Annotated in this window: 24 protein-coding genes, 1 pseudogene and 1 riboswitch; of the genes and pseudogenes, 10 read left to right on the plus strand and 15 right to left on the minus strand. The window is 36.1% G+C overall.

Annotated features, from left to right (window positions below):
• The first annotated feature begins 113 nt into the window (after window positions 1–113).
• Window positions 114–1166 (plus strand): YheC/YheD family protein, encoded by a 1053-nt coding sequence (locus tag ACUN0F_RS29235; RefSeq protein WP_264462314.1) that lies wholly within the window; start codon window positions 114–116, stop codon window positions 1164–1166.
• 20 nt (window positions 1167–1186) lie between these two features.
• Entirely contained in the window at window positions 1187–2647 is a 1461-nt protein-coding gene (locus ACUN0F_RS29240) for a YheC/YheD family endospore coat-associated protein (RefSeq protein WP_264462313.1), read from the plus strand.
• A 16-nt stretch (window positions 2648–2663) separates the two neighbouring features.
• Here ACUN0F_RS29240 and ACUN0F_RS29245 read toward each other — a convergent pair whose 3' ends face one another.
• Entirely contained in the window at window positions 2664–2909 is a 246-nt protein-coding gene (locus ACUN0F_RS29245; RefSeq protein WP_000510463.1) for a hypothetical protein, read from the minus strand.
• A 441-nt stretch (window positions 2910–3350) separates the two neighbouring features.
• Between ACUN0F_RS29245 and sasP the strand changes: the two genes are divergently transcribed.
• Complete coding sequence (gene sasP / locus ACUN0F_RS29250; RefSeq protein WP_000013339.1) at window positions 3351–3554, plus strand: small acid-soluble spore protein, SasP family; 204 nt, start codon at window positions 3351–3353, stop codon at window positions 3552–3554.
• 51 nt (window positions 3555–3605) lie between these two features.
• Here the strand turns inward: sasP and ACUN0F_RS29255 are convergent, their stop codons facing one another.
• From ACUN0F_RS29255 to ACUN0F_RS29275, 5 genes are all read right to left on the minus strand, one after another.
• Window positions 3606–4340 (minus strand): amino acid ABC transporter ATP-binding protein, encoded by a 735-nt coding sequence (locus ACUN0F_RS29255; RefSeq protein WP_000623593.1) that lies wholly within the window; start codon window positions 4338–4340, stop codon window positions 3606–3608.
• Between the two features lie 28 nt (window positions 4341–4368).
• Window positions 4369–5067 carry an amino acid ABC transporter permease gene (locus ACUN0F_RS29260; RefSeq protein ID WP_033657688.1) on the minus strand — a complete coding sequence of 233 codons (699 nt, stop codon included), beginning with the start codon at window positions 5065–5067 and terminating at the stop codon, window positions 4369–4371.
• On the minus strand, window positions 5054–5851 hold the full coding sequence (locus tag ACUN0F_RS29265) for an amino acid ABC transporter substrate-binding protein (protein WP_046957228.1): 798 nt from the start codon (window positions 5849–5851) through the stop codon (window positions 5054–5056). The genes ACUN0F_RS29260 and ACUN0F_RS29265 overlap by 14 nt, the downstream gene beginning before the upstream one ends.
• Before the next feature lie 271 nt (window positions 5852–6122).
• The gene (locus ACUN0F_RS29270) at window positions 6123–8123 is read right to left on the minus strand and encodes an ABC transporter ATP-binding protein (protein WP_445540632.1); all 2001 of its coding nucleotides are present in this window, start codon (window positions 8121–8123) and stop codon (window positions 6123–6125) included.
• A complete protein-coding gene (locus ACUN0F_RS29275; RefSeq protein WP_445540633.1) occupies window positions 8120–9880 on the minus strand; it encodes an ABC transporter ATP-binding protein in 1761 nt (586 codons plus the stop codon). Before ACUN0F_RS29275 ends, ACUN0F_RS29270 begins: the two co-directional genes overlap by 4 nt.
• A gap of 586 nt (window positions 9881–10466) precedes the next feature.
• Here ACUN0F_RS29275 and gapN point away from each other — a divergent pair.
• From gapN to ACUN0F_RS29300, 5 genes are all read left to right on the plus strand, one after another.
• A complete protein-coding gene (gene gapN, locus ACUN0F_RS29280; protein ID WP_046956681.1) occupies window positions 10467–11906 on the plus strand; it encodes an NADP-dependent glyceraldehyde-3-phosphate dehydrogenase in 1440 nt (479 codons plus the stop codon).
• A gap of 178 nt (window positions 11907–12084) precedes the next feature.
• A riboswitch (Lysine riboswitch) is annotated at window positions 12085–12271 on the plus strand.
• Between the two features lie 146 nt (window positions 12272–12417).
• On the plus strand, window positions 12418–13842 hold the full coding sequence (locus tag ACUN0F_RS29285; protein ID WP_088093052.1) for an amino acid permease: 1425 nt from the start codon (window positions 12418–12420) through the stop codon (window positions 13840–13842).
• A 60-nt stretch (window positions 13843–13902) separates the two neighbouring features.
• Entirely contained in the window at window positions 13903–15102 is a 1200-nt protein-coding gene (locus tag ACUN0F_RS29290; protein ID WP_445540634.1) for an ABC transporter permease, read from the plus strand.
• A 282-nt stretch (window positions 15103–15384) separates the two neighbouring features.
• A complete protein-coding gene (locus tag ACUN0F_RS29295; RefSeq protein WP_264462308.1) occupies window positions 15385–15900 on the plus strand; it encodes a type 1 glutamine amidotransferase domain-containing protein in 516 nt (171 codons plus the stop codon).
• A 239-nt stretch (window positions 15901–16139) separates the two neighbouring features.
• Window positions 16140–16343, plus strand: a complete 204-nt coding sequence (locus ACUN0F_RS29300) for a hypothetical protein (RefSeq protein ID WP_001063873.1) — start codon at window positions 16140–16142, stop codon at window positions 16341–16343.
• A 44-nt stretch (window positions 16344–16387) separates the two neighbouring features.
• On the opposite strand, the pseudogene ACUN0F_RS29305 reads toward ACUN0F_RS29300, so the two are convergent.
• From ACUN0F_RS29305 to ACUN0F_RS29315, 3 genes and pseudogenes are all read right to left on the minus strand, one after another.
• Window positions 16388–16561 (minus strand): annotated as a pseudogene (locus tag ACUN0F_RS29305) (MDR family MFS transporter); the annotation flags it as partial.
• A gap of 46 nt (window positions 16562–16607) precedes the next feature.
• Window positions 16608–17156, minus strand: a complete 549-nt coding sequence (locus ACUN0F_RS29310; RefSeq protein ID WP_445540635.1) for an NAD(P)H-dependent oxidoreductase — start codon at window positions 17154–17156, stop codon at window positions 16608–16610.
• A gap of 19 nt (window positions 17157–17175) precedes the next feature.
• Window positions 17176–17715, minus strand: a complete 540-nt coding sequence (locus ACUN0F_RS29315) for an ester cyclase (RefSeq protein WP_445540636.1) — start codon at window positions 17713–17715, stop codon at window positions 17176–17178.
• A 166-nt stretch (window positions 17716–17881) separates the two neighbouring features.
• Here ACUN0F_RS29315 and ACUN0F_RS29320 point away from each other — a divergent pair, with 166 nt between their 5' ends.
• Window positions 17882–18220, plus strand: coding sequence for a winged helix-turn-helix transcriptional regulator (locus tag ACUN0F_RS29320; RefSeq protein WP_001059468.1), 339 nt, complete (start codon window positions 17882–17884; stop codon window positions 18218–18220).
• Window positions 18221–18273: 53 nt separating this feature from the next.
• Here ACUN0F_RS29320 and ACUN0F_RS29325 read toward each other — a convergent pair whose 3' ends face one another.
• From ACUN0F_RS29325 to ACUN0F_RS29345, 5 genes are all read right to left on the minus strand, one after another.
• Window positions 18274–19476 (minus strand): MFS transporter, encoded by a 1203-nt coding sequence (locus ACUN0F_RS29325; RefSeq protein ID WP_445540637.1) that lies wholly within the window; start codon window positions 19474–19476, stop codon window positions 18274–18276.
• A 212-nt stretch (window positions 19477–19688) separates the two neighbouring features.
• Window positions 19689–20267 carry a TetR family transcriptional regulator gene (locus ACUN0F_RS29330; RefSeq protein WP_001993037.1) on the minus strand — a complete coding sequence of 193 codons (579 nt, stop codon included), beginning with the start codon at window positions 20265–20267 and terminating at the stop codon, window positions 19689–19691.
• A 151-nt stretch (window positions 20268–20418) separates the two neighbouring features.
• Window positions 20419–20733, minus strand: a complete 315-nt coding sequence (locus ACUN0F_RS29335) for a DMT family transporter (RefSeq protein ID WP_000539670.1) — start codon at window positions 20731–20733, stop codon at window positions 20419–20421.
• A 2-nt stretch (window positions 20734–20735) separates the two neighbouring features.
• A complete protein-coding gene (locus tag ACUN0F_RS29340) occupies window positions 20736–21080 on the minus strand; it encodes a DMT family transporter (protein WP_000796013.1) in 345 nt (114 codons plus the stop codon).
• A gap of 1075 nt (window positions 21081–22155) precedes the next feature.
• Window positions 22156–22515, minus strand: coding sequence for a MerR family transcriptional regulator (locus ACUN0F_RS29345; RefSeq protein ID WP_445540638.1), 360 nt, complete (start codon window positions 22513–22515; stop codon window positions 22156–22158).
• 137 nt (window positions 22516–22652) lie between these two features.
• On the opposite strand from ACUN0F_RS29345, the gene ACUN0F_RS29350 reads away from it, so the two are divergent.
• On the plus strand, window positions 22653–23423 hold the full coding sequence (locus ACUN0F_RS29350; protein ID WP_445540639.1) for an SDR family NAD(P)-dependent oxidoreductase: 771 nt from the start codon (window positions 22653–22655) through the stop codon (window positions 23421–23423).
• A gap of 67 nt (window positions 23424–23490) precedes the next feature.
• On the opposite strand, the gene ACUN0F_RS29355 is transcribed toward ACUN0F_RS29350, so the two are convergent.
• Window positions 23491–23946, minus strand: coding sequence for an N-acetyltransferase (locus ACUN0F_RS29355; protein ID WP_000689146.1), 456 nt, complete (start codon window positions 23944–23946; stop codon window positions 23491–23493).
• Window positions 23947–24020 lie beyond the last annotated feature (74 nt).

The following is a 24020-nucleotide window of genomic DNA, read 5'->3' on the forward strand; positions in this document are numbered from 1 at the left end:
CCAAAACTATAGCATATCATCATACGGACAAAAGTATAATGGTATAAAAACGTATTTGCAATATATAGCTATGCCTATTATGCCAACATTTTGTTAGTAAAGGAGTGATTTCGTTGGTTCTCGGTATTTTAACTTCTCACCCTCATTATGAGCAAATGTATTACACCGAAATCGCTAAACGCGCTCGGCTTTATCATAATGTCGTTGCCCAGTTTACGCCATTTGGTATTGATCCTAAAACAGACCTTGTCTCTGGTCTTATTTATGATACAGATACAGGAAAATGGAAGGAGCAAATATTCCCTATTCCTTCTTATATTTACGATCGTTCTTCTTTTAACGAGGAAACAGACTTCGACAAAGCAAAATCAATTATTCACTCATTACACAACCGTCCTACCACTACCTTTTTAAATAACACACTTATTGACTTAAGCGAACTACACGATTTATTTCTCACGAATAAAAAATTATCTCCTTATATACCAAAATTTGAAATAGCAACGATACAAAACATTTTCAAACTGTTATTAAAAACAAAAGATATTATTATACGGCCTACTAACACACATTCCAATGAAAGTCTGTACCGGATCACTTATAAAAATAAAACGTTTCATATCGATACGATAAATGATGACTATCATACTTCTACTCCAATCAAACGGACAGATGAATTTATATCTTGGTACAAATCTAACATACGATCAGCACGTTACATCACCCATACAATGCTGCAACCACCAAATCAATTAACATACCCACTCCATATTCGAACCATTTTGCAAAAAAATAAAGAACAGAAGTGGACTGCTATCGGCCAATTTATACAAAAAAGCTCATTTCCGAATCAACTTTTACTTTCGGCAACGGACGATTCCTCGCTGCATTCATTTTCAAAAGTTAAATACGTATTATCTAGTACCGGTGTACAATTATTACAAGACGCTTTACATGACATTATAAATGAAGTGTTTCAAACATTAGATGAATCTTATTCTTCGTTATTCGAGCTAGAGCTTTCCACCATTATGGATCAAAAAGGAGCAATTTGGCTTATGTATGTCAACACGATTCCCCCGTATGAACATTACATTCGTCATAGTGATGCACTTGCCGAAAAAATATATCACGGACCACTAAAGTTTAGTCGCTTCACACCATAATGAAAGGAGGTAACACCATTTTGAAAGAGCACATATATACATTAAACATTTCAGATGAGAATCCAAATAGTATTACTTTACCTTACATTTTTTCCATTACACCACCCATTACATCCCTTTCCTTCGGCGTACGCCATGTTGCAAGTGAAGAGGTGAAAATTCATTATTCCTTTACTCGCGAAATCATTATTGGAAAACAAATTGCAGAGAAACTTTTACTTCCTCATTCCACTACTATCCATGCATTCACGCAAAATGAAACCATTATTTTCGGACCATTAATCGGGATTTTTACAACTGGTTTTAACGATGACTCTTCTAATCCTTTAGGAAACCGTTCAACTTCTCTTGGCGAGTTACTAACGCCGCCATTCACCTTGCGACCATTTGTATTCGTTTTTGGTGTGCAACATATAAACTGGGAAGACGAAACAATTGAAGGATATTTCTTTCAAGAGGAACAGTGGATTAAGAAAAAAGTCCCTTTACCGAATGTCATTTACGATCGATTACCAAATCGTAAAGCCGAAAATTATAAACCGATCGTAAGAGCAAAAAGAAAGTTAGAGCATGACTACTCCATTCCTTGGTTTAACCCAGGCTTTTTCAATAAATGGGAAGTGCATCAACTTCTTGTGAAAGATGAATCCATTATGCCTTTATTACCAAACACCGAAACATTTCAACACTTCGAACAAGTAGAACGATTTCTCGGTACGTATAAATCTGTTTACATGAAACCGATTCACGGCAGCTTCGGTAGAAATATTCATCAACTATTTTATTCTCAAACAGAGAATTGCTACTACTGTCGTTATCGCGAAAATGAAGAAAATAAACTAAGAAAGTACCAATCATTAGAAACGCTTCTGAACCATGTGTTAAAAGGGCATGATTTAAAAAAATTTATCGTACAACAAGGTATTTCCTTACTTCGCTTCGATGGGCAACCTGTTGATTTTCGCATTCATACAAATAAAAATCATTTCGGCCAATGGATGGTCAGTGCAATCGTTGCAAAAATTGCTGGCAAAGGTAGCTTAACAACGCATGTAAATAGCGGTGGCGATACAAAATTACTGCAAGAACTTTTTCCAGATTCAACGAAACAAGTTCAAATTGAAAATAAATTAAAACATACAGCCTTACAAATCAGTTACGCGCTCGATGAACAAGTAACCGGAAATATTGGAGAAATTGGTTTTGATATCGGTTTAGACACGCAGGAAAACCCGTGGCTCTTTGAAGCAAACTCTAAACCTGGGCGAACTGTATTCCAAGATGAAAAGTTAAAAGAACAAAGTGAACTGACGCGCCAATTATTTTACGAATATGCCATCTACTTAACTGAACATTCTTTGCGCGATGCAAAAGAAAAAATGTCTCAAATAAAATCCGGAACTCCATCAAACACCGAACATATCCCATCCCCTATGATTCACTCACAAATACAAAAACAAAAACTTCCACCTCATTCATAAGGTGGAAGTTTTCTATTTACACAAGTTTCACTACAACCTCTGTTTCCACATTACACATCCCGCAATAAAAAACATGATTGCAGTACTCTTGTGAATTACTATGTGTTAAACCATCTACTGCACTTAATAATTCTTGATCCATATACGCACTATAATCGTCTATGTAATCTACAGTTTTTCCATAATCTTGGAGTATACCTTGGCAATTTTGACAAGAATATGTTTGTGATTCTAATGCGTTGCAAAGCGGGCAAATTCCCATCACGATTCCTCCATACGTTATCATTTACAAGCAGATTGAAGAGAGCATCTAGCCGTGCATAGGAGCGTCCTGTCCCACCCCTACTTAAAATAGAACTATAAAGTTGCTACCGATTTAATTTTAGTAAGTCATAAATAAGAAGTTAATGATTTGCCCCACAATAGCGGGATACAAAAAGAAAAACATATTTCATATCGCTCTTAGTTTAGCCTTCTTTCTAAAAAATACAACGATTACTCTTATTTCATAATTTACGAAATCACTAAGATTTTTTTACAAAATTTACAAATTATTATTTCGTATATCTTTCTAGGTAACATCCATACTATGAGTACAAACTTAATTACCGATGGATTAGCGCCAAACGGGGCGATAATCTGGTTCAAATCCAGCTAGTCCAACCAAAAAAAATTTTTATAACTCTAAGGAGGATATATTCCTATGGCAAACCAAAATTCTTCAAATCAATTAGTAGTACCAGGAGCAACAGCTGCAATCGACCAAATGAAGTACGAAATCGCTCAAGAATTTGGTGTACAATTAGGAGCAGATTCTACGGCTCGTGCTAACGGTTCTGTTGGTGGAGAAATTACAAAACGTCTAGTTGCAATGGCTGAGCAAAGCCTTGGCGGATTCCAAAAATAAATATATATGGCAAAAAGGTCTCAAGGCATATGCCTTGAGACCTTCCTTCATTTATTGCAACATTTGTAAAAACTTCTTCGTACGTTCTTCTTTTGGATTTGTAAATACATCTTCTGGTGTACCTTGTTCGACAACGACACCGCCATCCATAAAAATAACACGGTTCGCAATTTGATGTGCAAAGCGCATTTCGTGCGTTACAATAACCATCGTCATGCCTTCTTTAGCAAGTTCTTTCATTACTTTCAGAACTTCTTGAACAAGTTCAGGATCAAGTGCTGACGTCGGTTCATCAAATAGTAATACTTCCGGCTCCATCGCAAGCGCGCGAGCAATTCCAACGCGCTGTTGTTGTCCGCCTGATAATTGGAACGGATATAAGTCTACTTTATCCGCAAGACCAACTTTTTCAAGGAAATAGTTTGCTTTTTTCTTCGCTTCTTCTTTCCCCATCTTTTTCACTGTAACGAGCCCTTCCATTACATTTTGAAGTGCTGTTAAATGAGGGAATAGATTATGGTGCTGGAATACCATACCTGTTTGCGTACGAAGATTGACAATATCTTTCTTCGATACTTTTTGAGAGAAGTCGAGCTCTTTATTACCGATGCGAATATTACCAGCGTTCGGCGTTTCTAACACGTTGAGACAACGCAGGAATGTCGTTTTACCAGATCCCGATGGCCCGATAATAACAACAACCTCCCCCTTCTCAACTGATAAATCTATATGTTTTAGTACGGTATTATCTCCGAAACTTTTTTGTAAATGTTGAATTGAAATCATAAAAACAAAAACTCCTTTTATGAAAGGGTTATTTTAGAGTGTAACGTTCTGAACGTTTTTCTAATATTTGTTGCACAATAGATAATAAGAAGCAAATTGCCCAATAAATTAGACCTGCTTCGAAATAAACAATTAAAAACTCATAGTTCATTGCCGCAATTTCCTGCGCTTTTCGGAACATTTCTGTTACTAAAATTAACGATGCTAATGAAGTATCCTTCACTAAACTAATAAATGTATTCGAAAGCGGCGGAATAGATACACGCGTTGCTTGCGGTAAAATAACACGTTTTAATGCTTGCGGGTATGTCATCCCAATTGTATAAGCTGCTTCCCACTGCCCTTTCGGGATTGAAAGGATAGAAGCACGAATAATTTCAGATGCATACGCACCAACATTTAATGAAAATCCAATAACTGCTGCTGTATATGGCTCAACTTCAATATTAAGAGTTGGAAGACCATAGAAAATAATAAATAACTGTACAAGAAGTGGCGTTCCGCGAATGATAGATACATAGATACGAGCAATCCATTGTAAAATACGACTACCTGAAATACGTGCGAGCGCCGTTAACGTCGCAAGTATAATCCCGATAATAAATGTAATAAGCGTTAATGGAATTGTCGTAAATACAGCTTCCTTCAGCATAGGCATGAAGGAAGACTGCATAATATCTATCCAAGTAGACAATCGATCTGAAACCAACGCACTACTTAGATACATTTTCACCGAACCATTTTTTCGCTATTTTATCGTACGTACCATCTTTTTTCATATCTTCTAACGCTTTATTTACTTCTTGTACTACCTTGTCGCTACCTTTACGGAATAAGAATCCACTTTGTGACGCTTCTTTTTCTGTATCTACAATTTTAATTTTTGCATCTTTTTTCGTTTCTAAGTAGTTTAATACTGATAATTTATCATTAATTGTGAAATCAACGCGTCCAGTATTTAATAATTCTGCTGCTTGGCTAAATCCTTCTACATTCGTGATTTCTGCACCATTTTTCTTAGCAATATCTGCATAGTTACTTGTTAAAGATTGTGCTGCTTTTAATCCTTTTACATCAGCAAATGTAGCAGGTTTATCTTTATCCTTCGCAATAACTAATACCGCTGAAGATGAAACATATGGGCTAGAGAAGTCATATTTCTTTTGACGATCTTCACGAATACCAACTTCATTCGCAACCATGTCGAAACGTTTTGCATCTAGACCAGCAAGTAAGCTATCCCATTGTGTTTCTTTAAATACAGGTTTTACTCCTAAACGTTTTGCAACTTCTTCTGCTAATTCAACGTCAAATCCAGTTAATTTATTACTTGAATCGTGGAATGTGAACGGTGGATATGTACCTTCTGTTCCAATTACAAGTTCACCACTTTGTTTTATCTTTTGTAACGCATCTTGATTAGCTGTATCTTTTTTCTCTTCTTTACCGCAGCCCGCTACAATCCCGATTGCTAATGTAGTTACTGCAAGTACTGAAAATAATTTTTTCATGATGGTAATCCTCCAAGTATTCTGATAGGAATTTAAAAACTATATTGATTGTATGCAATCTTGAACAATTTTTCAATGAAAATGTTCTTATTTAGTTTATCCTTTTTCTTCATAATCAAACAAAAGGGGAAAATAACGCTACATACAAAAAATAAGTAACATTTTTTAATATAGCATTTATAAAGAAAAAGGTAAAACAATACTTCTTATTTAACAGCCCTGATTCACTAAAAAAGAACTTGTGAAACTCACAAGTTCTCCCCCATACATATTAAGCGCTCTGGTTTCCTTCCATTTGCGTTTTGTACATATCGTAATAACGCCCGCGCTTTTTCATTAGTTCATCATGAGAGCCTTTTTCTAAAATCGTTCCTCTATCAAGCACAATAATTTGATCTGCGCTTTTAATTGTTGAAAGACGGTGAGCGATAATAAATGTCGTTCTTCCTTTTTTCACAACTTCTAACGCTTGTTGGATCATCGCCTCTGTTTCTGTATCAATACTAGACGTTGCTTCATCTAAAATTAAAATGGCTGGATCAAAAGCGAGTGCTCTAGCAAACGAAATAAGCTGACGTTCTCCGGTTGAAAGTGTGCTTCCTTTCTCCGTAATTTCTTCATCTATATTGTTCGCAAACCGTTCAGCACCAACATCACGTAATGCTTTTACGATGCGCTCTTTTGAAATTTTTTCATTCTCTAAGCTTACATTAGAAGCGACCGTCCCGCTAAATAAAAACGGATCTTGCAGTACGATTCCCATATGTTCACGCGTTGCTTGTTTCGGCATCGCTTTTACATCGTGACCATCAATCGTAAGCTTCCCTTTTTCAAACTCATAAAACTGGAAGAGTACATTCATAATAGAACTTTTTCCTGATCCAGTATGACCGACAAGTGCCACTGTCTCTCCTTGTTTCGCTTCAAAAGAAATATTTTTTAGCACTTCATCTTTTCCATTATAAGAAAACGACACATTATCAAACTTCACATTTCCTTGTAAGCGAGGCATACGTTCCTCTTCTACTGCTTCCCCTTTTTCCTCTAACAATTCAAAAACACGTTCTGATGCAACACGCGATTGTTCTAAGTTAGCAAGCTGATTTACCATATTTGTAATTGGCGAGAACAATCGTGTTAAATAATCAACGAACGCATACAGTATCCCTAAAGAAATGACGCCTGAAGCACTTAATGAAGCACCACCGAAATACCAAATCACACCTGTAAAAGCGATATTTCTTAATACAGACACTAAATTATGAGAAGTTGCTGCATTTAAATTCAAAATTTTATTTTGATATTTAAAATAATCACCATTTAATTCTTCAAACTCTTTCTTCGTTTCACGCTCTTGGCGAAACGCTTGAATAATCGGCATCCCTTGAATAGATTCATTCACTGTTCCGTTAATATCAGATAAACGTGAGCGCATTTTATGATTGTATACAGACGCATACTTTCTATAAAGAATTGCCCAAACAATTAAAATCGGGATAATAAGTAAACATAACGTCGCCAATTTTACATCGAGTAAAAATAGCGCAGCGAATATCCCAATAATATAAATGATACTAGAAACGAATGTCGCCAATACCGTTACGTATAAATCACGAATGGCTTCCGTATCATTCGTTACACGCGATACAATTTTCCCTGCTGGTAAATGATCGAAATAACGAATCGGCAACGTTTGAATATGAGAAAACACATCTTCCCTCATAATTTGAATAATTTTGTTCGCTGCCTTCTGTAGGAAAAATTGCTTTCCATATGCAAATAATGAAACGACTACTAATAAAGCGAAATAGCCACCACCAAGTAATAATAGACGGTTTATTTCTGGTTTATAAAACGCAAACACTTCTTCTTTCGTTAATGCTTTCGCTTTATACACTTGCACTGCCTTACCATTTTGAACGGTAATCATATCATCTTTTACAGTACGTGAGCCTTCAGCATTCACTTTATTCGGTACAAAGTAATATTGAAAACCGACTTGCATCACGCGTACTTCTTTTCCTTTTTTCTCACCTTCCTGGAAGCGATCACTTCGCTTATAAAAGGCGCCATTATACGAAACAGCCTCTTCACTCTTTTCTGTTTCATACCAAGGTTTCTCTATCCCGACGATATGATCATCAATCATCGTTTTCGCGACGAAAGGACCAGCAAGCTCTGCGATGACGAAAATAAATAACATTAGCATCGCTGCAAAAATCGTCCCTTTTACTTTCATCGCATATTGGAACAATCGTTTTGATACGCTCATATTTTCACCCCACTATCCGCACTTTCACTTTCACCTTGTTGTCTTTCAAACTGCTCCGCATACCAGCCTCCGCTTTTGATAAGCTGATCATGCGTACCTTCTTCTATTACTTCACCTTCATCCATAACGAGAATCCAATCCGCATGTTGTACGGCAGATAAACGGTGCGTCGTAATAATCGTCGTCTTTCCGCTTCTTTCTGTTCTTATATTCTCGATGATTGCTGCTTCCGTACGAGCATCAACAGCTGATAAAGAATCGTCCAAAATTAAAATTTCTGGATTTTGAATAACAGCTCGCGCAATCGAAATCCTTTGTTTTTGCCCTCCTGATAAAGAAACACCTTTCTCTCCGACGAGCGTTTCTAACCCTTCTGGTAAAAACTCTAAATCCTTTTTAAACGCCGCAATTTCAATTGCTTTCTCGAGTTCTTCTTCCGTCGCTTCTCGGTTTCCAAATAAAATATTTTCCCTCGCTGTTTTGGAGAACAAAATATGTTCCTGAGGTACATACCCAATCCACCCGAGTATATTTTCATTCGTTATTTTATCTAACGTCACATCAGAGACTGCAATATCCCCATCTCCAAGCGGATATTGACGAAGAAGCTGACGTACGAGCGTCGTTTTTCCGCTTCCTGTTTTTCCAACAACCCCAAGCGTTTCCCCTTGTTTTAATGTAAATGACACCTTCTTCAAATTTTCCCCAGTCGATGAAGGATATGAAAAGGAAACATCCTCAAACTGAATATAATCCGGCTCTTGTACAAGCTTTGGATTTTTCGGATTCTTGACATCTGGTTCATACGCTAACGTTTCATTCACACGGTCTAATGATGCATTTCCTCTTTGCATAACATTAATTAATTCGCCAATTGCAAACATCGGCCAAATCATCATCCCTAAATACACGTTGAAAGAAACGAGTTCGCCAAGTGTTACCTTTGATTGAAATACAAGATACGCGCCGTACACTAAACCAATTAAATAACTAAGGCCAACAAGCATTTTCACAGTCGGCTGGAATAATGCATCAATTCTCGCTACTTTCATATTTTTTTCGTAGACGTCATCTCCTAAATGATGAAACCTTCCCTCATCTGCATTTTCCTGTACGTATGCACGAATAACGCGCACGCCAGCGATTGATTCAAGTACTTTATCATTCATATCTCCGAACGCATCTTGCGCAACTGTAAATCTCTCATGCAATTTCTTTCCATATATGTTCATCGCATACGCCATAATCGGAAGTGGTATAAGCGCCGCAAATGTAAGCTCCCAACTAATTGTAAATCCCATCATAAAGACAATCGTAAGCATATATAAACTCGAATCCACGAGCGTTAATATACCGAAACCAGCTGTCATAGCGATTGCTTTTAAATCATTTGTCGCTCTCGCCATTAAATCACCAGTACGATTTTTATGATAAAACGTCGGTGTCATTTTAAGTAAATGCCCCATAAATTTAGAGCGCATCGTTTTCTCCAGTACGAATGCTCCCCCAAACAGCTGATGTTGCCAAACGAAAGTAAGACCATATCCAATTACCGTAACCCCTATTAAAATAAGAATAAATTGCATAATCGCCGCATTCGTTAACGTTCCTGTTTTTATATTATCAATCGTAACCCCTAACACTTTCGGGGGAATGACTTCAACTATATTCACAATTAAAAGAGCTCCAATGGCGATACTATATCTCTTCCAATGCTCTTTAAAAAACCATTTTAGCTTTAGTAATACTGATAACAATGTAACCTCTCCCTTCTCGTTCTCATTTCACTCCCATTTCTTTACCCACTATCCAGACCCATCACATTTACATTTCGTAATCCATACAATCTCATCACATTTTTCCACCTTCCCAAATTTTATATAGTAATGTGGAAAACAAAAAAAAGCATACCGCCGCTTGACGATATGCACAAAAATGCATAAAAGCGTACGTTACGATATACGCAACGTACGCTTTTTATAAGACAAAGATGCCTTATATATCCGCACGGGTTGCGTAATGATATGAATGTTTTCTGCCATTTAACAGAGCTAAGCCCATCACATTTACGATTACAATCATTACGCACACCCCCTTCATTTATTTTCCATTTATAATCTTACAACTTTATTGAGTATTCTGTCAATTATTTTTTTTACAAACCGAATAAAAATATATGCTACATCATTTTGAAATAAGAGAATCTTCTGTAAGAAAGGGCATACAAAATAAAAAAAGAATAAGAAATCGTTTTCACAAACATTTCATTTGAAAAATGTTATCAAACACCCTACAATCACCTTATACTCACTCTTACAAGTTGCTATTTTAGGAGGACTAATCATGACAACTAGCAATACGTACAAATTTTATTTAAACGGAGAATGGAGAGAAACCTCTTCAGGAGAAACAATCGAAATTCCATCTCCATACTTACACGAAGTAATTGGACAAGTACAAGCAATTACTCGCGGAGAAGTAGATGAAGCAATTGCATCTGCAAAAGAAGCTCAAAAATCATGGGCGGAAGCTTCTCTACAAGATCGCGCAAAATATTTATATAAATGGGCTGATGAGCTCGTAAATATGCAAGATGAAATTGCCGATATCATTATGAAAGAAGTCGGTAAAGGATATAAAGATGCGAAGAAAGAAGTTGTTCGTACAGCTGATTTCATTCGTTACACAATCGAAGAAGCTCTTCATATGCACGGAGAAAGCATGATGGGCGATAGCTTCCCTGGCGGAACGAAATCTAAACTTGCGATCATCCAACGCGCACCACTTGGTGTTGTATTAGCAATCGCACCATTTAACTACCCAGTAAACTTATCTGCTGCAAAACTTGCACCAGCATTAATTATGGGTAACGCTGTTATTTTCAAACCTGCAACTCAAGGTGCAATTAGTGGTATTAAAATGGTTGAAGCACTACATAAAGCTGGCCTTCCAAAAGGTCTTGTAAACGTAGCTACAGGACGTGGTTCTGTAATTGGTGACTACTTAGTAGAACACGAAGGCATCAATATGGTATCGTTCACAGGTGGTACAAACACAGGTAAACATTTAGCGAAAAAAGCTGCAATGATTCCACTTGTATTAGAACTTGGTGGTAAAGACCCTGGTATCGTTCGTGAAGATGCTGACTTACAAGATGCTGCAAACCATATCGTAAGCGGTGCATTCTCTTACTCTGGTCAACGTTGTACAGCTATTAAACGTGTACTTGTACACGAAAACGTAGCGGACGAGCTTGTTGGCTTATTAAAAGCGCAAGTAGCTGAGCTATCAGTTGGATCTCCAGAACAAGACAGCACAATCGTTCCATTAATCGACGACAAGTCTGCTGACTTCGTTCAAGGTTTAGTTGACGACGCTGTTGAAAAAGGTGCAACAATCGTTATCGGTAACAAACGTGAGCGTAACTTAATTTACCCAACATTAATCGACCACGTAACAGAAGAAATGAAAGTTGCTTGGGAAGAGCCATTCGGCCCAATCCTTCCAATCATCCGTGTTTCTTCAGATGAACAAGCAATTGAAATTGCTAACAAATCAGAGTTCGGCTTGCAAGCAAGTGTCTTCACAAAAGACATTAACAAAGCATTTGCAATTGCTAACAAAATCGAAACTGGTTCTGTTCAAATTAACGGACGCACAGAGCGCGGCCCTGACCACTTCCCATTCATCGGTGTAAAAGGTTCAGGTATGGGCGCACAAGGTATTCGTAAGAGCCTTGAGTCTATGACACGTGAAAAAGTAACAGTATTAAACTTCGTTTAATCTTATATGTAGAAGCTGATCTAGTTTTAGATCAGCTTCTTTTTATATTAAATAATTATCCATTCCTAATAACAAACTCTTCTCTATAATCTGATTATTACTATATCCATTGACGTATAAAAATACATTTGTTACTCTTAACTACGTTAATTTAATATTTAAATCCTCATTCGTATCTCGGTGAGGTAGAGGTTGCAATCATTAAGAGTATCGTTTCAGGAGATGTAGTGGCATTGATGAAGGAATGAGAAAGGAATGATTGCCGAAGTAAGTCGTGTCCACCATGCACGCTTGCTGGGTCTGCATTTAATAAGTGCAGAACTGTCACAAACGAAACATTTCGTTTGTGGAGAGCTATCGAGAGGTATGTCGTGGGTTTCTTATAAGATAGAAAGCATGTAGCGGCAAATTACGTGCTTTTTTTGTTTTGTTTGGAACTTTTCTTCTCTACTAAGAAGACATACATATCTCCTCGCTTGACTTGGTTATACTAACTTTGGAGGTATTTTCTATGCAACAAAAAAAATGGGGCTTTTGGGTACTAACAGCTTTCGTTGTCGGTAACATGGTTGGCGCTGGTATTTTCATGGTGCCAAGTACGTTGGCACAAACAGCAAGCCCTCTCGGTGTCACTTTAGCTTGGTTAACAACAGGGTTTGGTGTTTTAATGCTAGCTCTTGTTTTCGGTAATTTAGCAATTCGTCGTCCTGATTTAACGACAGGACCACAAAGTCATGCATATGCTTTATTCTCATCACCAAAAAAGAAAAAAATGGCTGGTTTCAGTATGGTATGGGGATATTGGGTTGCAAACTGGGCAAGTAACGTTGCCATCATTACGTCTTTCGCGGGATATTTATCACTCTTCTTCCCAATTATGAAAGATACACGACTACTATTTTCAATCGGTTCTTTTAACATAGAAGTCGGAAAACTAATTACATTTACTATTTGTTCCATCTTACTTTGGGGAACTCATATTATATTAACAAACGGTGTAAGCGGAGCTGGAAAGCTAAACTTCTTAGCAACAACAACGAAAGTAACAGGATTCCTTTTATTCATCGTCGTTACGTTATTTGCATTCGAGGCTTCTAAGTTTGGACAATGGTACACACCGATGATCGATAAATCAGGTGTATCACACGGCCTTCTTTCACAAGTAAATTTAGCCGCTCTTACAACGCTGTGGGCATTTATCGGAATTGAATCAGCAGTACTTTTATCAAACCGTGCTACCTCTCCTAAAACAGTAAAACGCGCAACAGTTGCGGGATTACTTATTACAGTTGCGATTTACTTAGGAATTACAATTTTAACAATGGGTGTCCTTCACGTTGATAAATTACAAGCTTCTGAACGTCCATTAGCAGACGCATTAAACGCTGCAATGGGGCATGGCGGCGGGAAACTGATGGCATTACTTGCACTTACTTCTCTATTCGGTTCTATATTAGGCTGGATTTTATTAAGCTCAGAAGTACCATATCAAGCTGCAAAAGAAGGTTTCTTCCCTTCCTTCTTTACGAAAACAAATAAAAAAGGAAGTCCAATTTACTCATTACGATTAACAAACATTATGTCGCAAGTGTTCTTATTCTCAACATTATCAGGAACCATTGCGGAAGCTTATACATTCGTTATTACCGTATCAACACTAGCCTACCTCATTCCATATCTCGTTTCACCAATCTTCCAGTTAAAACTAGTCGCAACTGGTGAAACATATAAAAATGAAATGCGGGCAAGAATTACAGATGGCATAGTCGCAGTAATCGCACTTTGCTACGCACTATGGGTTATTAAAACCGGCGCATCCGATATCAAAACGTTCCTTCTCGGAATTGGTTTATTCGTAATCGGATTTGCTTTCTATCCATTAATGAATCGTGATGAGAAAAAAAATAAAGAAAAGAAAAACGGGCAAGTTGCATAACGCAATTTGCTCGTTTTTTCTTTTGTAAAACATATATAATAGAACAAAGAGGTGAAAAACATGTCAATTGAATCACTATGGAGCAGCCGCTTCCAACAACATATTCAAAATATCATTACATACTTTGCACGTATGATTAACGGGTTACTATATAGCTTTATCTTCGTTGCCTGTATAGGTGCTTACTATTACGCAAAGTTTCTTAAGACAGCGCCTTCTAAAGGACTATCTTTATTACTTATTACAATCGTCCTAACAGCGATTATAACGAGATGCCCTATCCGTACATTTATTCAAAAACCTGATGCTGTCTATTTGCTTGCATTAGAAGAGAAACTAACATCTTATTTTAAAAAATCTCTTCTATATAATTACATCATTCAGCTTTTTCCATTATTATTTACGTTCCTTATTCTCGTTCCACTTGCAATGCAATCATTACAATTAACTGTGCCTTTTTTATGTACAATCTTTATCGTTTTAATGATTACGAAAGCTTGGAATATATATACACATTGGATGTGGCGTGATAGTTATGAAAAAAGTATATGGCTGATCATCCGTATTGCTTGTAACGCCCTAATCATTTACATGCTGTTTTATTCGGCACATGTTCTCATATTGGGCGGATTACTCTTACTACTTGCTTTCCTGCTTCTATACACGAAAAAACAACCTACAAAACGAATACCGTGGGATTACATAATTGAACAAGAAGAAAAAATGGACGTTCGTTTTTATCAATTTGCTAGCATTTTTACCGATGTTCCGCAACTGAATAAGCAAGTAAATAAAAGAAAATGGCTTACAAATTGGATTGAACCTTTATTACATAAAAAACGAGCAACTTTCTTCTATTTACATACACTAGCATTTTTACGCGGGAATGATTATTTCGGTATATATATTCGCTTAGGGTTGATCGGTGCCTTCGCCTTATATTTTATACCAAACATATACGTAAAAGGTGCTATCGCTTACATCGTCCTATATATGATCTCTATGCAGCTCCGTTCCCTGTGGAAATATTTTTCGGGAAATATTATCGTAGCATTATATCCCATTGATACTGAGCAACGAATGAATCAATTTCTTCGCTTAATCTTTATATTACTAAGCATTCAACTCATTGTATTTTCAATTGTTATACTCATTGCTACAGTACAATTTTTACATAGCCTTATCATTATGATTATCGGGTTACTCTGGATCAAATGTATTATTGTACCAAAAACGAAGCAACGCGTTTCTTCGTTTTAACGAAAAGAATTATCTTAAAATCCCAGGAGAGAATAAATTCTCTCCTGGGATTTTTTATTTTCCCTCCTCAAACAAGAATCACCGGCACAACCGATATTTTATAATTTTACATAAAAAAACGATAATACATGTTTACGTCCTAACAAAAAGGGTATGTATTAAATTAACAGGGCAAAGAAACTGGAGGGAATGAAAAAATATGAATTAAAGTTTCACTTTATAAAAGACATTGCTCAAGGATGATTCTGAAACCGATAATATTAATGTAAGGAGCGGATTAGAATGAGTAAAAAAATTGCTACTTTAATAACAGATTATTTCGAGGACACAGAATACACAGAGCCAGCAGAAGCTTTTAAACAAAAGGGATATGAATTAACAACTATTGAAGCAGAAAAAGGTAAAACGGTACACGGTAAACAAGGAAAAAGTGAAGTCGTAATTGATAAAAGTATTGATGATGTTTCTCCAGAAAACTTTGATGCCCTCTTCATACCAGGCGGATTTTCCCCAGATATACTTCGTGCAGATGAACGTTTCGTTCGCTTTAGCAAAGCATTTATGGATGCGAAAAAACCTGTTTTTGCTATTTGTCACGGCCCCCAATTACTCATCACTGCCCAAATGCTTGAAGGACGTGATGTGACTGGATATAAATCCATTGAGGTCGACTTGAAAAATGCCGGTGGAAATTTCCATGACAAAGAGGTTGTCGTATGCCAAAATCAGCTAGTAACAAGTAGACAACCAGAGGACATCCCAGCGTTTATTGAAGAATCATTGCGTGTATTAGGATAGTTATTATAGGTTAACCAAAGTAGCTATTTAGCTACTTTGGTTAACCTTTTTATTTGTATGAAAAATAAAAAGGAATGTCATTTTTAGTAACCTATGGATTCCATCCCTTCTTCTTCCCCAATTTTCTAATCACTTTTCATAGGCATTTCTCATATAGTGAAAATGACTATACGATTCCTATCCATAAGTTAAATAATGATTTTACACATATATAAATAAAAAAGATGGGAGCCTTAATTATGAATAACAATCCACCTTCAACGCCCCAAGACAACTCCGAAAACAATAGCCGTGACATTACACTGCAAACATTAAGGGTCATCGGACTCGTCGTCCTTATTAGTGGCTATATCCTCGTTACGCTCTCTGAAGTAGGTGAGCTGAAAGTCTTATTAACAAACCCAAATAGCAATCCTGATTTAGCTGAAGTTGATCCGTTTTAAAAGTCATATGAAAAGCGATTTCTAGCATCGCTTTTCATATCGTTTTATCCAATCTGAGAAACCTCCCCCTCATACTTCTCTCTCCCAATCGCCTTCATAAATAATAAAATACTGCTCATACCAACGATAAAGTACAGAGCACTCATACCCCAAGATGCAATAAATGAACCTAACATAACACCTAATGCCCCGTTCATTTTTGCCACTTGAAAGAGAAGGTACTACATCCTTAGTAGTACCTTCTTCGCATACAGGTGCAAACTACTATTTAATTACTCCATCTAAGTGATCTTTCAAGTTCAATACATATTGCTCAATATTCGGATGCTTCACCACATCATAACAAGCAAAACTCTTTAACGGACTCATACCGAGAAACTTTTGCACGCGATGTAAATGGCTAAGCGCTGACTCTAAACTTTCCCCTTCAAAGAACTTCGTCTTATCTCCAAATGCCTTTTCAGGTGCATTCCAAGTTGTAGAAAACATATACTGTTTCTCTTTTAATAAACCACCTGTTCCATATTCATCAGCGCCTTTAAAGAACAAACCGTATTCATATACTTCATCCATATACGTTTTAAATAAGCCCGGTACACTAAACCAGTAAATCGGTGTTTGATAAATCACAACATCGGCCCATAAAAACTTCTCTTGTTCTTCCTTAATACTATAGCCATCTTGAATCGTTGTCGTTTTCACATGATGATTCTCGCTTAATACCGTTACCATATGATCCACTAACGTTTTATTTAATCGTCCTTCCTTTGTACCGTATTTTTCATGTCCATTTATAATAAATATATTTTTCATCGTTTTTCTCTCCCCTACTCTATTCCTCATTTATTAACCCAAGTTGCTGTTTCAGCGTAAGATTATCTTCTAAATGCCAGTCTTCCGTTATCTTTCCGTCTTTCACATGTAAAATATCAATTGCAAAAAAGTTGATTTTCTTATCATTAGTCGTTCCTGTAAAAGAAAGACGAGCTGTTACTTTATCACCAACGACTAATAAATCTTCAATCTCGCAATGTATATTAGGAACAACTTTACGAAAGTTTTGCGCCGCAAACTTTAATCCTTCCGTGCCTTGTGGTCTCCCTTTCGGCAATGTATTATCAAAAAATTTTTCAGTAACAGTCTGCGGAATAAGTTCCTCCTTACCTGTATCCCAAAATGCATAAAAACGCTGCGCTGCATGAACCATTTCTGTCGCTTCTTTTTTACTTAGTGAGGGATCAATTGTCATTGCTTTTGGCTTCGGCATTTCTTTTAATAACTGGACTTCCGTTTTTTGTTCCACGCCGCATGCTACAAGTACAATACAAACAACAAACAAACTAAGAAATCCAAACAACTTTTTTATCCCCATGAAAATCACCTCCTCATCTAAACCCGTTTTATTTCGTATTGCTATTGTATATGCACTAACTTCCTTTACGGAAGTAGTGATATTTTTTTCATATAGTTACCAAAAGTATAGTTTTGTGATACTATAAAGCAAATTCATTCAAAAAAATTTTATGGAGGCTAGTTCCATGAACAATATAGATCCAGTTGAATTAACGAAAGGTTTACCTGGCATACCTTGTCCTATCGCTAAAACCCTTGATGTAATTCGTACAAAATGGACGTTTTTAATCATTCGTGACCTTCTTATCGAAGGAACATTACGCTTTAGTGATTTACAAAAATCAATGGACGGGATTAGTCCGAAAACATTATCGCTTCGACTAAAAGAATTAGAATCTCAAGGCATTATAACGAGAAAAGTATATCCAGAAGTTCCGCCTCGTGTAGAGTACACGTTAACGGATAAAGGAAAGCAATTAGAGGGGATATTTATTGAATTAAAGCGTTTTGGATTAAGTTTATAAACGAAAAGCCCCTTACCATAAAAATAGTAAGAGGCTTTTCGTTATTCACTACATTACTTCGCAAAACTTTGAGCTAGCTGTTTCTCTCTCCACATAAATGTAATGCCGAGACCAACTATTAAAACAACTCCTGAAAATGCATATGGATAATGAATATTCATATCAAATAATATTCCGCCCATCGCTGGTCCTGCTATATTTCCTAAACTCGTATAAGTCGAGTTCATACCAGCAACGAATCCTTGCTCTTTTCCAGCTGCTTTTGATAAAAACGTCGTTAAAGCTGGACGAAGCAAATCAAATGCAAGGAAAATGAAACAAGTAACGAGAAGTACAATCCAATAATTAAAGACTACAGTTGAAACGAAAGCTAATACTGCACCTACAATTAAACATATTTGAATTAACACTTTTTCCCCGAACATATCAACCAATTTACCAAACATAAATACTTGCACAACTACCCCAAAGATGGAGCTAATCGTAATAATTGCCGCAATATCTTTCGGCGTAAATCCAAACTTATGATCAGAAAATAGACTAAACACAGTTTCATACGCCGATAAACCGAAAGCGAGTACAAATACGATAATAAATGCAATTGCATACATTGGATGTAATGATTTCTTTAAATCACCAATAAAACTTGATTCTTTCGTGTTAGCAGAAATCTCTGCAAGTTCTTCTTTCGTTAACGGTTCTTTTAAAATAAAGATCGAAATTATACATGCTATAAAGGCAATTGCTGCTGCAACGAAAAACGGCACACGTATACCATACTCTGCAATAAATCCGCCAATTCCAGGCCCTATAATAAAACCGGTACTAATCGCTGCTGATAAATACCCCATCGCCTTTGGACGTTCCTGCATAGAGGTAATATCCGCAACATATGCCGTAACACCAGGCATAATAAACGCGGCACTAATTCCGCCTAACACCCGTGCTGCATAAAGCATCCACACATCTTTTCCTAATCCAAAAAGAAGTTCTGAAACACCAAAAATAAATAATCCAATGATGATCATTTTCTTCCTACCGTAAAGGTCAACCCACCGGCCTGTAATAGGTGACGTAATGAGCTGAGCCATTGCAAACACTGCAACGAGATATCCCATCGTCTTCCCTGTTAAACTCATGTCATTCATAAAGGACGGCATAACCGGAATGATTAATCCAATCCCTAAAAAAGCGATAAATATATTACTCAAAAGAATGATCAATACCATCTTTTGTTCTTTTATCGGTTTCTTCACTTTTTAACACCTCTTCCCGTAAGTTTCTCTCAAAAAATAATGCCCAAGAAGCTTTTTCTTTATCCTGCTATTTGTGGGCTAATCATGAGCAGAGATACCCCTACTCATTAGAATTTCACTCTATCCTTCCACACATACATAAGTATTAGATGAATGACTATCATTCAGTTTTCCTCAAAAATGAACCTACCTTTTCAGACAGGTTCACCTTACTACTTCTTTATATGTAGTGCATGTGTTAAAAAATCTAGTACTTCTGCCTTTTGTAGCTCGACTTGCTCATCATCTTTATGGTCATATAAATAAACTTGTTCCGCTGCAGATTCAACAAGAGCGATAAATAACTTAGCCGTTCTTTCCGCGTGAACCGAATCACGAATTTCACCAGCTTCTTTCGCCGCACTTAAAAACTCGCTTAGCCACATATAAAGAGGCTCATACACAGCTTCCCATTCTTTTATATGTTCTGTAGATGCAAGACCCGCATACATTAAAGCTTGTATTTCACGATATTCCGCTATAAAGTGAAACACCGCATCTATTACTTGCGTCACTTTACTTGAGAAAGGCGCATCATTTTGCACTTTTTCTTTCACTGCAAGTATCATCTTTTCAACCATTACTTCTGCTATTGCAGGCATAACAGATAACTTAGAAGGAAAATATAAATAGAAAGTTCCTTGTGCAATGCCAGCCAATTTCACGATATCAGAAATCTTCGTTTTTTCAACGCCCTTTTCCTGAAACACTTCAATAGCTGCATAGACAATTTTTTCTTTTTTATTCATCATCTAAACCCTTTCACACACATATTGAATGACTGTCACTCATTTTATAAGATAATCGATTGTACTGTCAATGATAGTGAACTCTAAGAGGAAATCATTTTTTAATAATAAAAATCTCCTAATAAACCATTAGGAGATAAAATACAATATATCTTTAAGAAAGAGCCTTTAATCCTGTCACTCCGCATACAATAAGAGCCACACTAATGATACGTGCTTTACTTTTCGACTCACCAAACAGGAACATGTTTAATAAAACGGCACCTGCTGTTCCAATACCAATCCAAACCGCATAAGCGACACTTACTTGTAAAAATAAGAAAGATGTATACAAGAATGCGAAGGATGTAGCAAACCCGCCTATATAAATTGCACCATTTGCTAACGTTTTATCTTTACTATACATTTTTAGACCGATCACACCGACTATTTCACTAATTGCAGCACAAAATACGAAAAACCAACCCATCTTTAAGCAGCTCCTTCCATAGTTTCTTCTTTATTATCAGCTAACTTTAAACCGATAACGCCGGCTACAACCATCACGATAAAGAATAACTTTCCTACACTGAAACTTCCACCGAAAAGGAATACATCCATTAAGAAAGTACCTACCGTACCGGCTCCGGCAAAAATGGCATATACAGTGCCTGTCGCAAGATGTTCACATGCTTTAGAAAGGAAGTGAAAATCAACAGCGATAACTCCTAAAATAATAATCCAATGCCACCAAGTATCGGCTGTATTAAAACCAAACACCCAAAAAATTTCAAAGATACATGTTAATATGACATATAACCAAGCTCTATTTTTCATACCTCTCACCCCTTATGACTGACTATCAGTCATTTTTGTTTTTAAAAAATATTCTCTTTCATCACTACTATATATAAAACAACTATCATCCTCATTTACCATTATATTTGCTCCATTTCCAAGCTAACTACATCCTTTTATAGAAAAATGACTGAATGTCATTCATAAACATTGTACATGAATATTTTAAAAACTGTCAATGTCGAAAAGTTATTTAAAATTTATTTCCTCCAATTTGTATATTTCCTAATAATCTGCCAATACTGCTAGTAACATAATATTTTCTCCACTCCCCCTTGGAGAGATCCCTTTAATAGAGCAGTTAGCTTTTGCTAGCTGCTCTTTTTATTTTTCATCTTTCATAATCCAATTCAATCGCATATTCACTTGATCTAAAATAAATATTTGCTTATGCAATACTATCACGATATTCCTCACTATAAATTCCCAAAAAGTCATTTCAGATTCATTTTAGATTTGATTTTCTTCGTTCTAAATCCGTAATGAGCTGTTTAATTTATTCAGATTTTAAGCTGCACATCCTTTTCTACAAAATAGCATTTTCATTCGATTACCATTTCACTTTTTTGTTCTACAATTCGATATGCAATATTTCATATTTTATTATCGCAATATCACTTTATTAACCATCTTTTGATATAAACGAGTTCCTATTATGCGTTAAATCAACATTTGTAATTTAATTCCTTATTTAAATCATCTAGATTTTATTTTTAAACACTATATTCGGATAATTATATTGGAATTTCCTGTTCTACACATCCAAATACATCTTGTGTATTATATAGGAGAAGAGTAATTAAAAGACTTACTCTTTGCTATTGAGGGAAGAGCCTGAGAGCCATATCAGGCTCTTCTTCGTTTATGTACCTTGTATTAAGATGCGATTTTCAGTAAAAAAATCACATTCAAGAAATCATAATTTATCTACTATGAAAATATAAACACTAAATTTTCACATCCAATTTACCGAGCAGTTAGCTTTTGCTAGCTGCTCTTTTTTATTTTCCAGCACACTGTGAGATTAAATCCATTTTTATCATATATATGTTTTCTATTTATTTTCCAAAGAGGCTTTGTATGCAATAATTTTATTCTCAAGCATCTTTTCTGTAATTACTAAGTTTTCTCTTTGAATCTGAATAGATTTCCTATGATCTTCTAGGAGCTGTAAACGAGCTTCGGTTGTATGCTCCCCTTCTAAATATAACCTAGCATATTCTCTTATTTTCGCTATTGGCATTTGCGTTTGTTTTAATTTCATGACAAAATGCAACCACTTTATATGTGACTCTTCGTACATTCGATTCTCATTTGTATCGCGATTTGCAATTAATATATTTTCTTTTTCATAATAACGTAGTGTATGTGTACTCAATCCTATTAATTTAGCCGCCTCGCTAATTGTGTACATACTCTAACTCCCTCCACGTGCTTACCCGCATATATTTTATAGCCTTATCAACTTCATAAAAAACATTTGACTTAGAGTATACTCTAACAAATAAAATCTAACCATAGTACTTTTATTTGAACTTAGGGGGATTTTATATGAAATACACTGTTATTACTGGTGCTAGTTCTGGAATTGGCTATGAATCGGCTTTAGCCTTTGCAGCTCGCGGAAAGAACTTAATACTTGTAGCTCGAAGACAAGAAGAATTAGACGGATTAAAATTAAAAATTAACGAAATGAATCCAGAATTGGATGTTGTTATTCGAAGAACGGATTTATCTATTACGGAAAATGTTTATAAGCTTTATGAAAGCCTGCAAGCCTTTCAAATTGAAACGTGGATTAACAACGCCGGTTTTGGTAATTTCGCCTCCATTGCTGAACAAAATTTAAATAAAATAGAAACGATGTTACATGTAAATATAGAAGCACTAACAATACTCTCTTCTCTTTTCGTTCGAGATTATTCCATGGTTGATGGCACACAACTTATTAACGTTTCATCAGGCGGTGGATACACAATTGTTGCTGATGCTGTTACGTATTGCGCTACGAAATTCTATGTAAGTGCATTTACAGAAGGTTTATCACACGAACTGAAACAACAAGGCGCGAAACTGCAAGCAAAAGTTTTAGCTCCTGCTGCAACTGAAACAGAATTTGCAAAACGTTCATTTGATATTGATGAATTCCAATACGATAATGTTGTACCGAAATTCCACACTGCAAAACAAATGGCACAATTTATGCTTGATCTTTACGATAGTGATAAAGTTGTAGGGCTTGTCGATGGTTCTACTTATAACTATGAGCTTAAAAATCCCATTTTTAATTTTGCAGTAAGAAAAACGAATTCAAGTTCTTAATTTCCCCTAAAATATAGATACCCACTATTACGTAAATAATAGTGGGACTTTTTTCTCTCTGAAAATTTCACCCAACATATCGAATCATCGCCACCTCATCACAATAATCAACTTTTGGACAATGTTTACAATCGATCCATACTTTCTCAGGTAACGCCTCTCTATTCACAAAATCAAACCCGCACTTTTGAAAAAATTCCGTTTCATATGTTAAAGAAATGACTCTACTCACTTTTATTTTCGCTGCCTCATTTATTACATGGTTCACTAACATGCGACCAATTCCTTTCCCTGCATATGTATGCGAGACGACTAACGACCGGACTTCTGCAAGGTCCTCCCCTAACACATGTAAACCAGCAACTCCAACGATTTCTTCCCCTTCTTTCATAACATATAAACATTGTAAATATTGATAGAGAGATAAAAGAGAACGTGGTAAAACTACTCCTTCTTTTGCATAAGCTTCAATAAGACTATAAATTTCTTTCACATCACTCGTAACCGCATTAAAGATTTTCATATTATATCCCCTTGTCCCCGATATTAATATTTATAACCTAAATTGAATTTTAATACATAATTTTATATAATAAT

It is taken from the genome of Bacillus sp. 1A (genome assembly GCF_052682215.1).

Excerpts from the sequence above, each read along its gene's own strand:
- ACUN0F_RS29290 (WP_445540634.1), top strand. The coding sequence starts at position 13,903 with ATGTCAATTGAATCACTATGGAGCAGCCGCTTCCAACAACATATTCAA.
- ACUN0F_RS29295 (WP_264462308.1), top strand. The coding sequence starts at position 15,385 with ATGAGTAAAAAAATTGCTACTTTAATAACAGATTATTTCGAGGACACA.
- sasP (WP_000013339.1), top strand. The coding sequence starts at position 3,351 with ATGGCAAACCAAAATTCTTCAAATCAATTAGTAGTACCAGGAGCAACA.
- ACUN0F_RS29310 (WP_445540635.1), bottom strand. The coding sequence starts at position 17,156 with ATGAAAAATATATTTATTATAAATGGACATGAAAAATACGGTACAAAG.
- ACUN0F_RS29300 (WP_001063873.1), top strand. The coding sequence starts at position 16,140 with ATGAATAACAATCCACCTTCAACGCCCCAAGACAACTCCGAAAACAAT.
- ACUN0F_RS29345 (WP_445540638.1), bottom strand. The coding sequence starts at position 22,515 with ATGTACACAATTAGCGAGGCGGCTAAATTAATAGGATTGAGTACACAT.
- ACUN0F_RS29350 (WP_445540639.1), top strand. The coding sequence starts at position 22,653 with ATGAAATACACTGTTATTACTGGTGCTAGTTCTGGAATTGGCTATGAA.
- ACUN0F_RS29340 (WP_000796013.1), bottom strand. The coding sequence starts at position 21,080 with ATGAAAAATAGAGCTTGGTTATATGTCATATTAACATGTATCTTTGAA.
- ACUN0F_RS29285 (WP_088093052.1), top strand. The coding sequence starts at position 12,418 with ATGCAACAAAAAAAATGGGGCTTTTGGGTACTAACAGCTTTCGTTGTC.
- ACUN0F_RS29265 (WP_046957228.1), bottom strand. The coding sequence starts at position 5,851 with ATGAAAAAATTATTTTCAGTACTTGCAGTAACTACATTAGCAATCGGG.
- ACUN0F_RS29255 (WP_000623593.1), bottom strand. The coding sequence starts at position 4,340 with ATGATTTCAATTCAACATTTACAAAAAAGTTTCGGAGATAATACCGTA.
- ACUN0F_RS29330 (WP_001993037.1), bottom strand. The coding sequence starts at position 20,267 with ATGATGAATAAAAAAGAAAAAATTGTCTATGCAGCTATTGAAGTGTTT.
- ACUN0F_RS29320 (WP_001059468.1), top strand. The coding sequence starts at position 17,882 with ATGAACAATATAGATCCAGTTGAATTAACGAAAGGTTTACCTGGCATA.
- ACUN0F_RS29355 (WP_000689146.1), bottom strand. The coding sequence starts at position 23,946 with ATGAAAATCTTTAATGCGGTTACGAGTGATGTGAAAGAAATTTATAGT.
- ACUN0F_RS29260 (WP_033657688.1), bottom strand. The coding sequence starts at position 5,067 with ATGTATCTAAGTAGTGCGTTGGTTTCAGATCGATTGTCTACTTGGATA.
- ACUN0F_RS29335 (WP_000539670.1), bottom strand. The coding sequence starts at position 20,733 with ATGGGTTGGTTTTTCGTATTTTGTGCTGCAATTAGTGAAATAGTCGGT.
- ACUN0F_RS29270 (WP_445540632.1), bottom strand. The coding sequence starts at position 8,123 with ATGAGCGTATCAAAACGATTGTTCCAATATGCGATGAAAGTAAAAGGG.
- gapN (WP_046956681.1), top strand. The coding sequence starts at position 10,467 with ATGACAACTAGCAATACGTACAAATTTTATTTAAACGGAGAATGGAGA.
- ACUN0F_RS29315 (WP_445540636.1), bottom strand. The coding sequence starts at position 17,715 with ATGGGGATAAAAAAGTTGTTTGGATTTCTTAGTTTGTTTGTTGTTTGT.
- ACUN0F_RS29245 (WP_000510463.1), bottom strand. The coding sequence starts at position 2,909 with ATGGGAATTTGCCCGCTTTGCAACGCATTAGAATCACAAACATATTCT.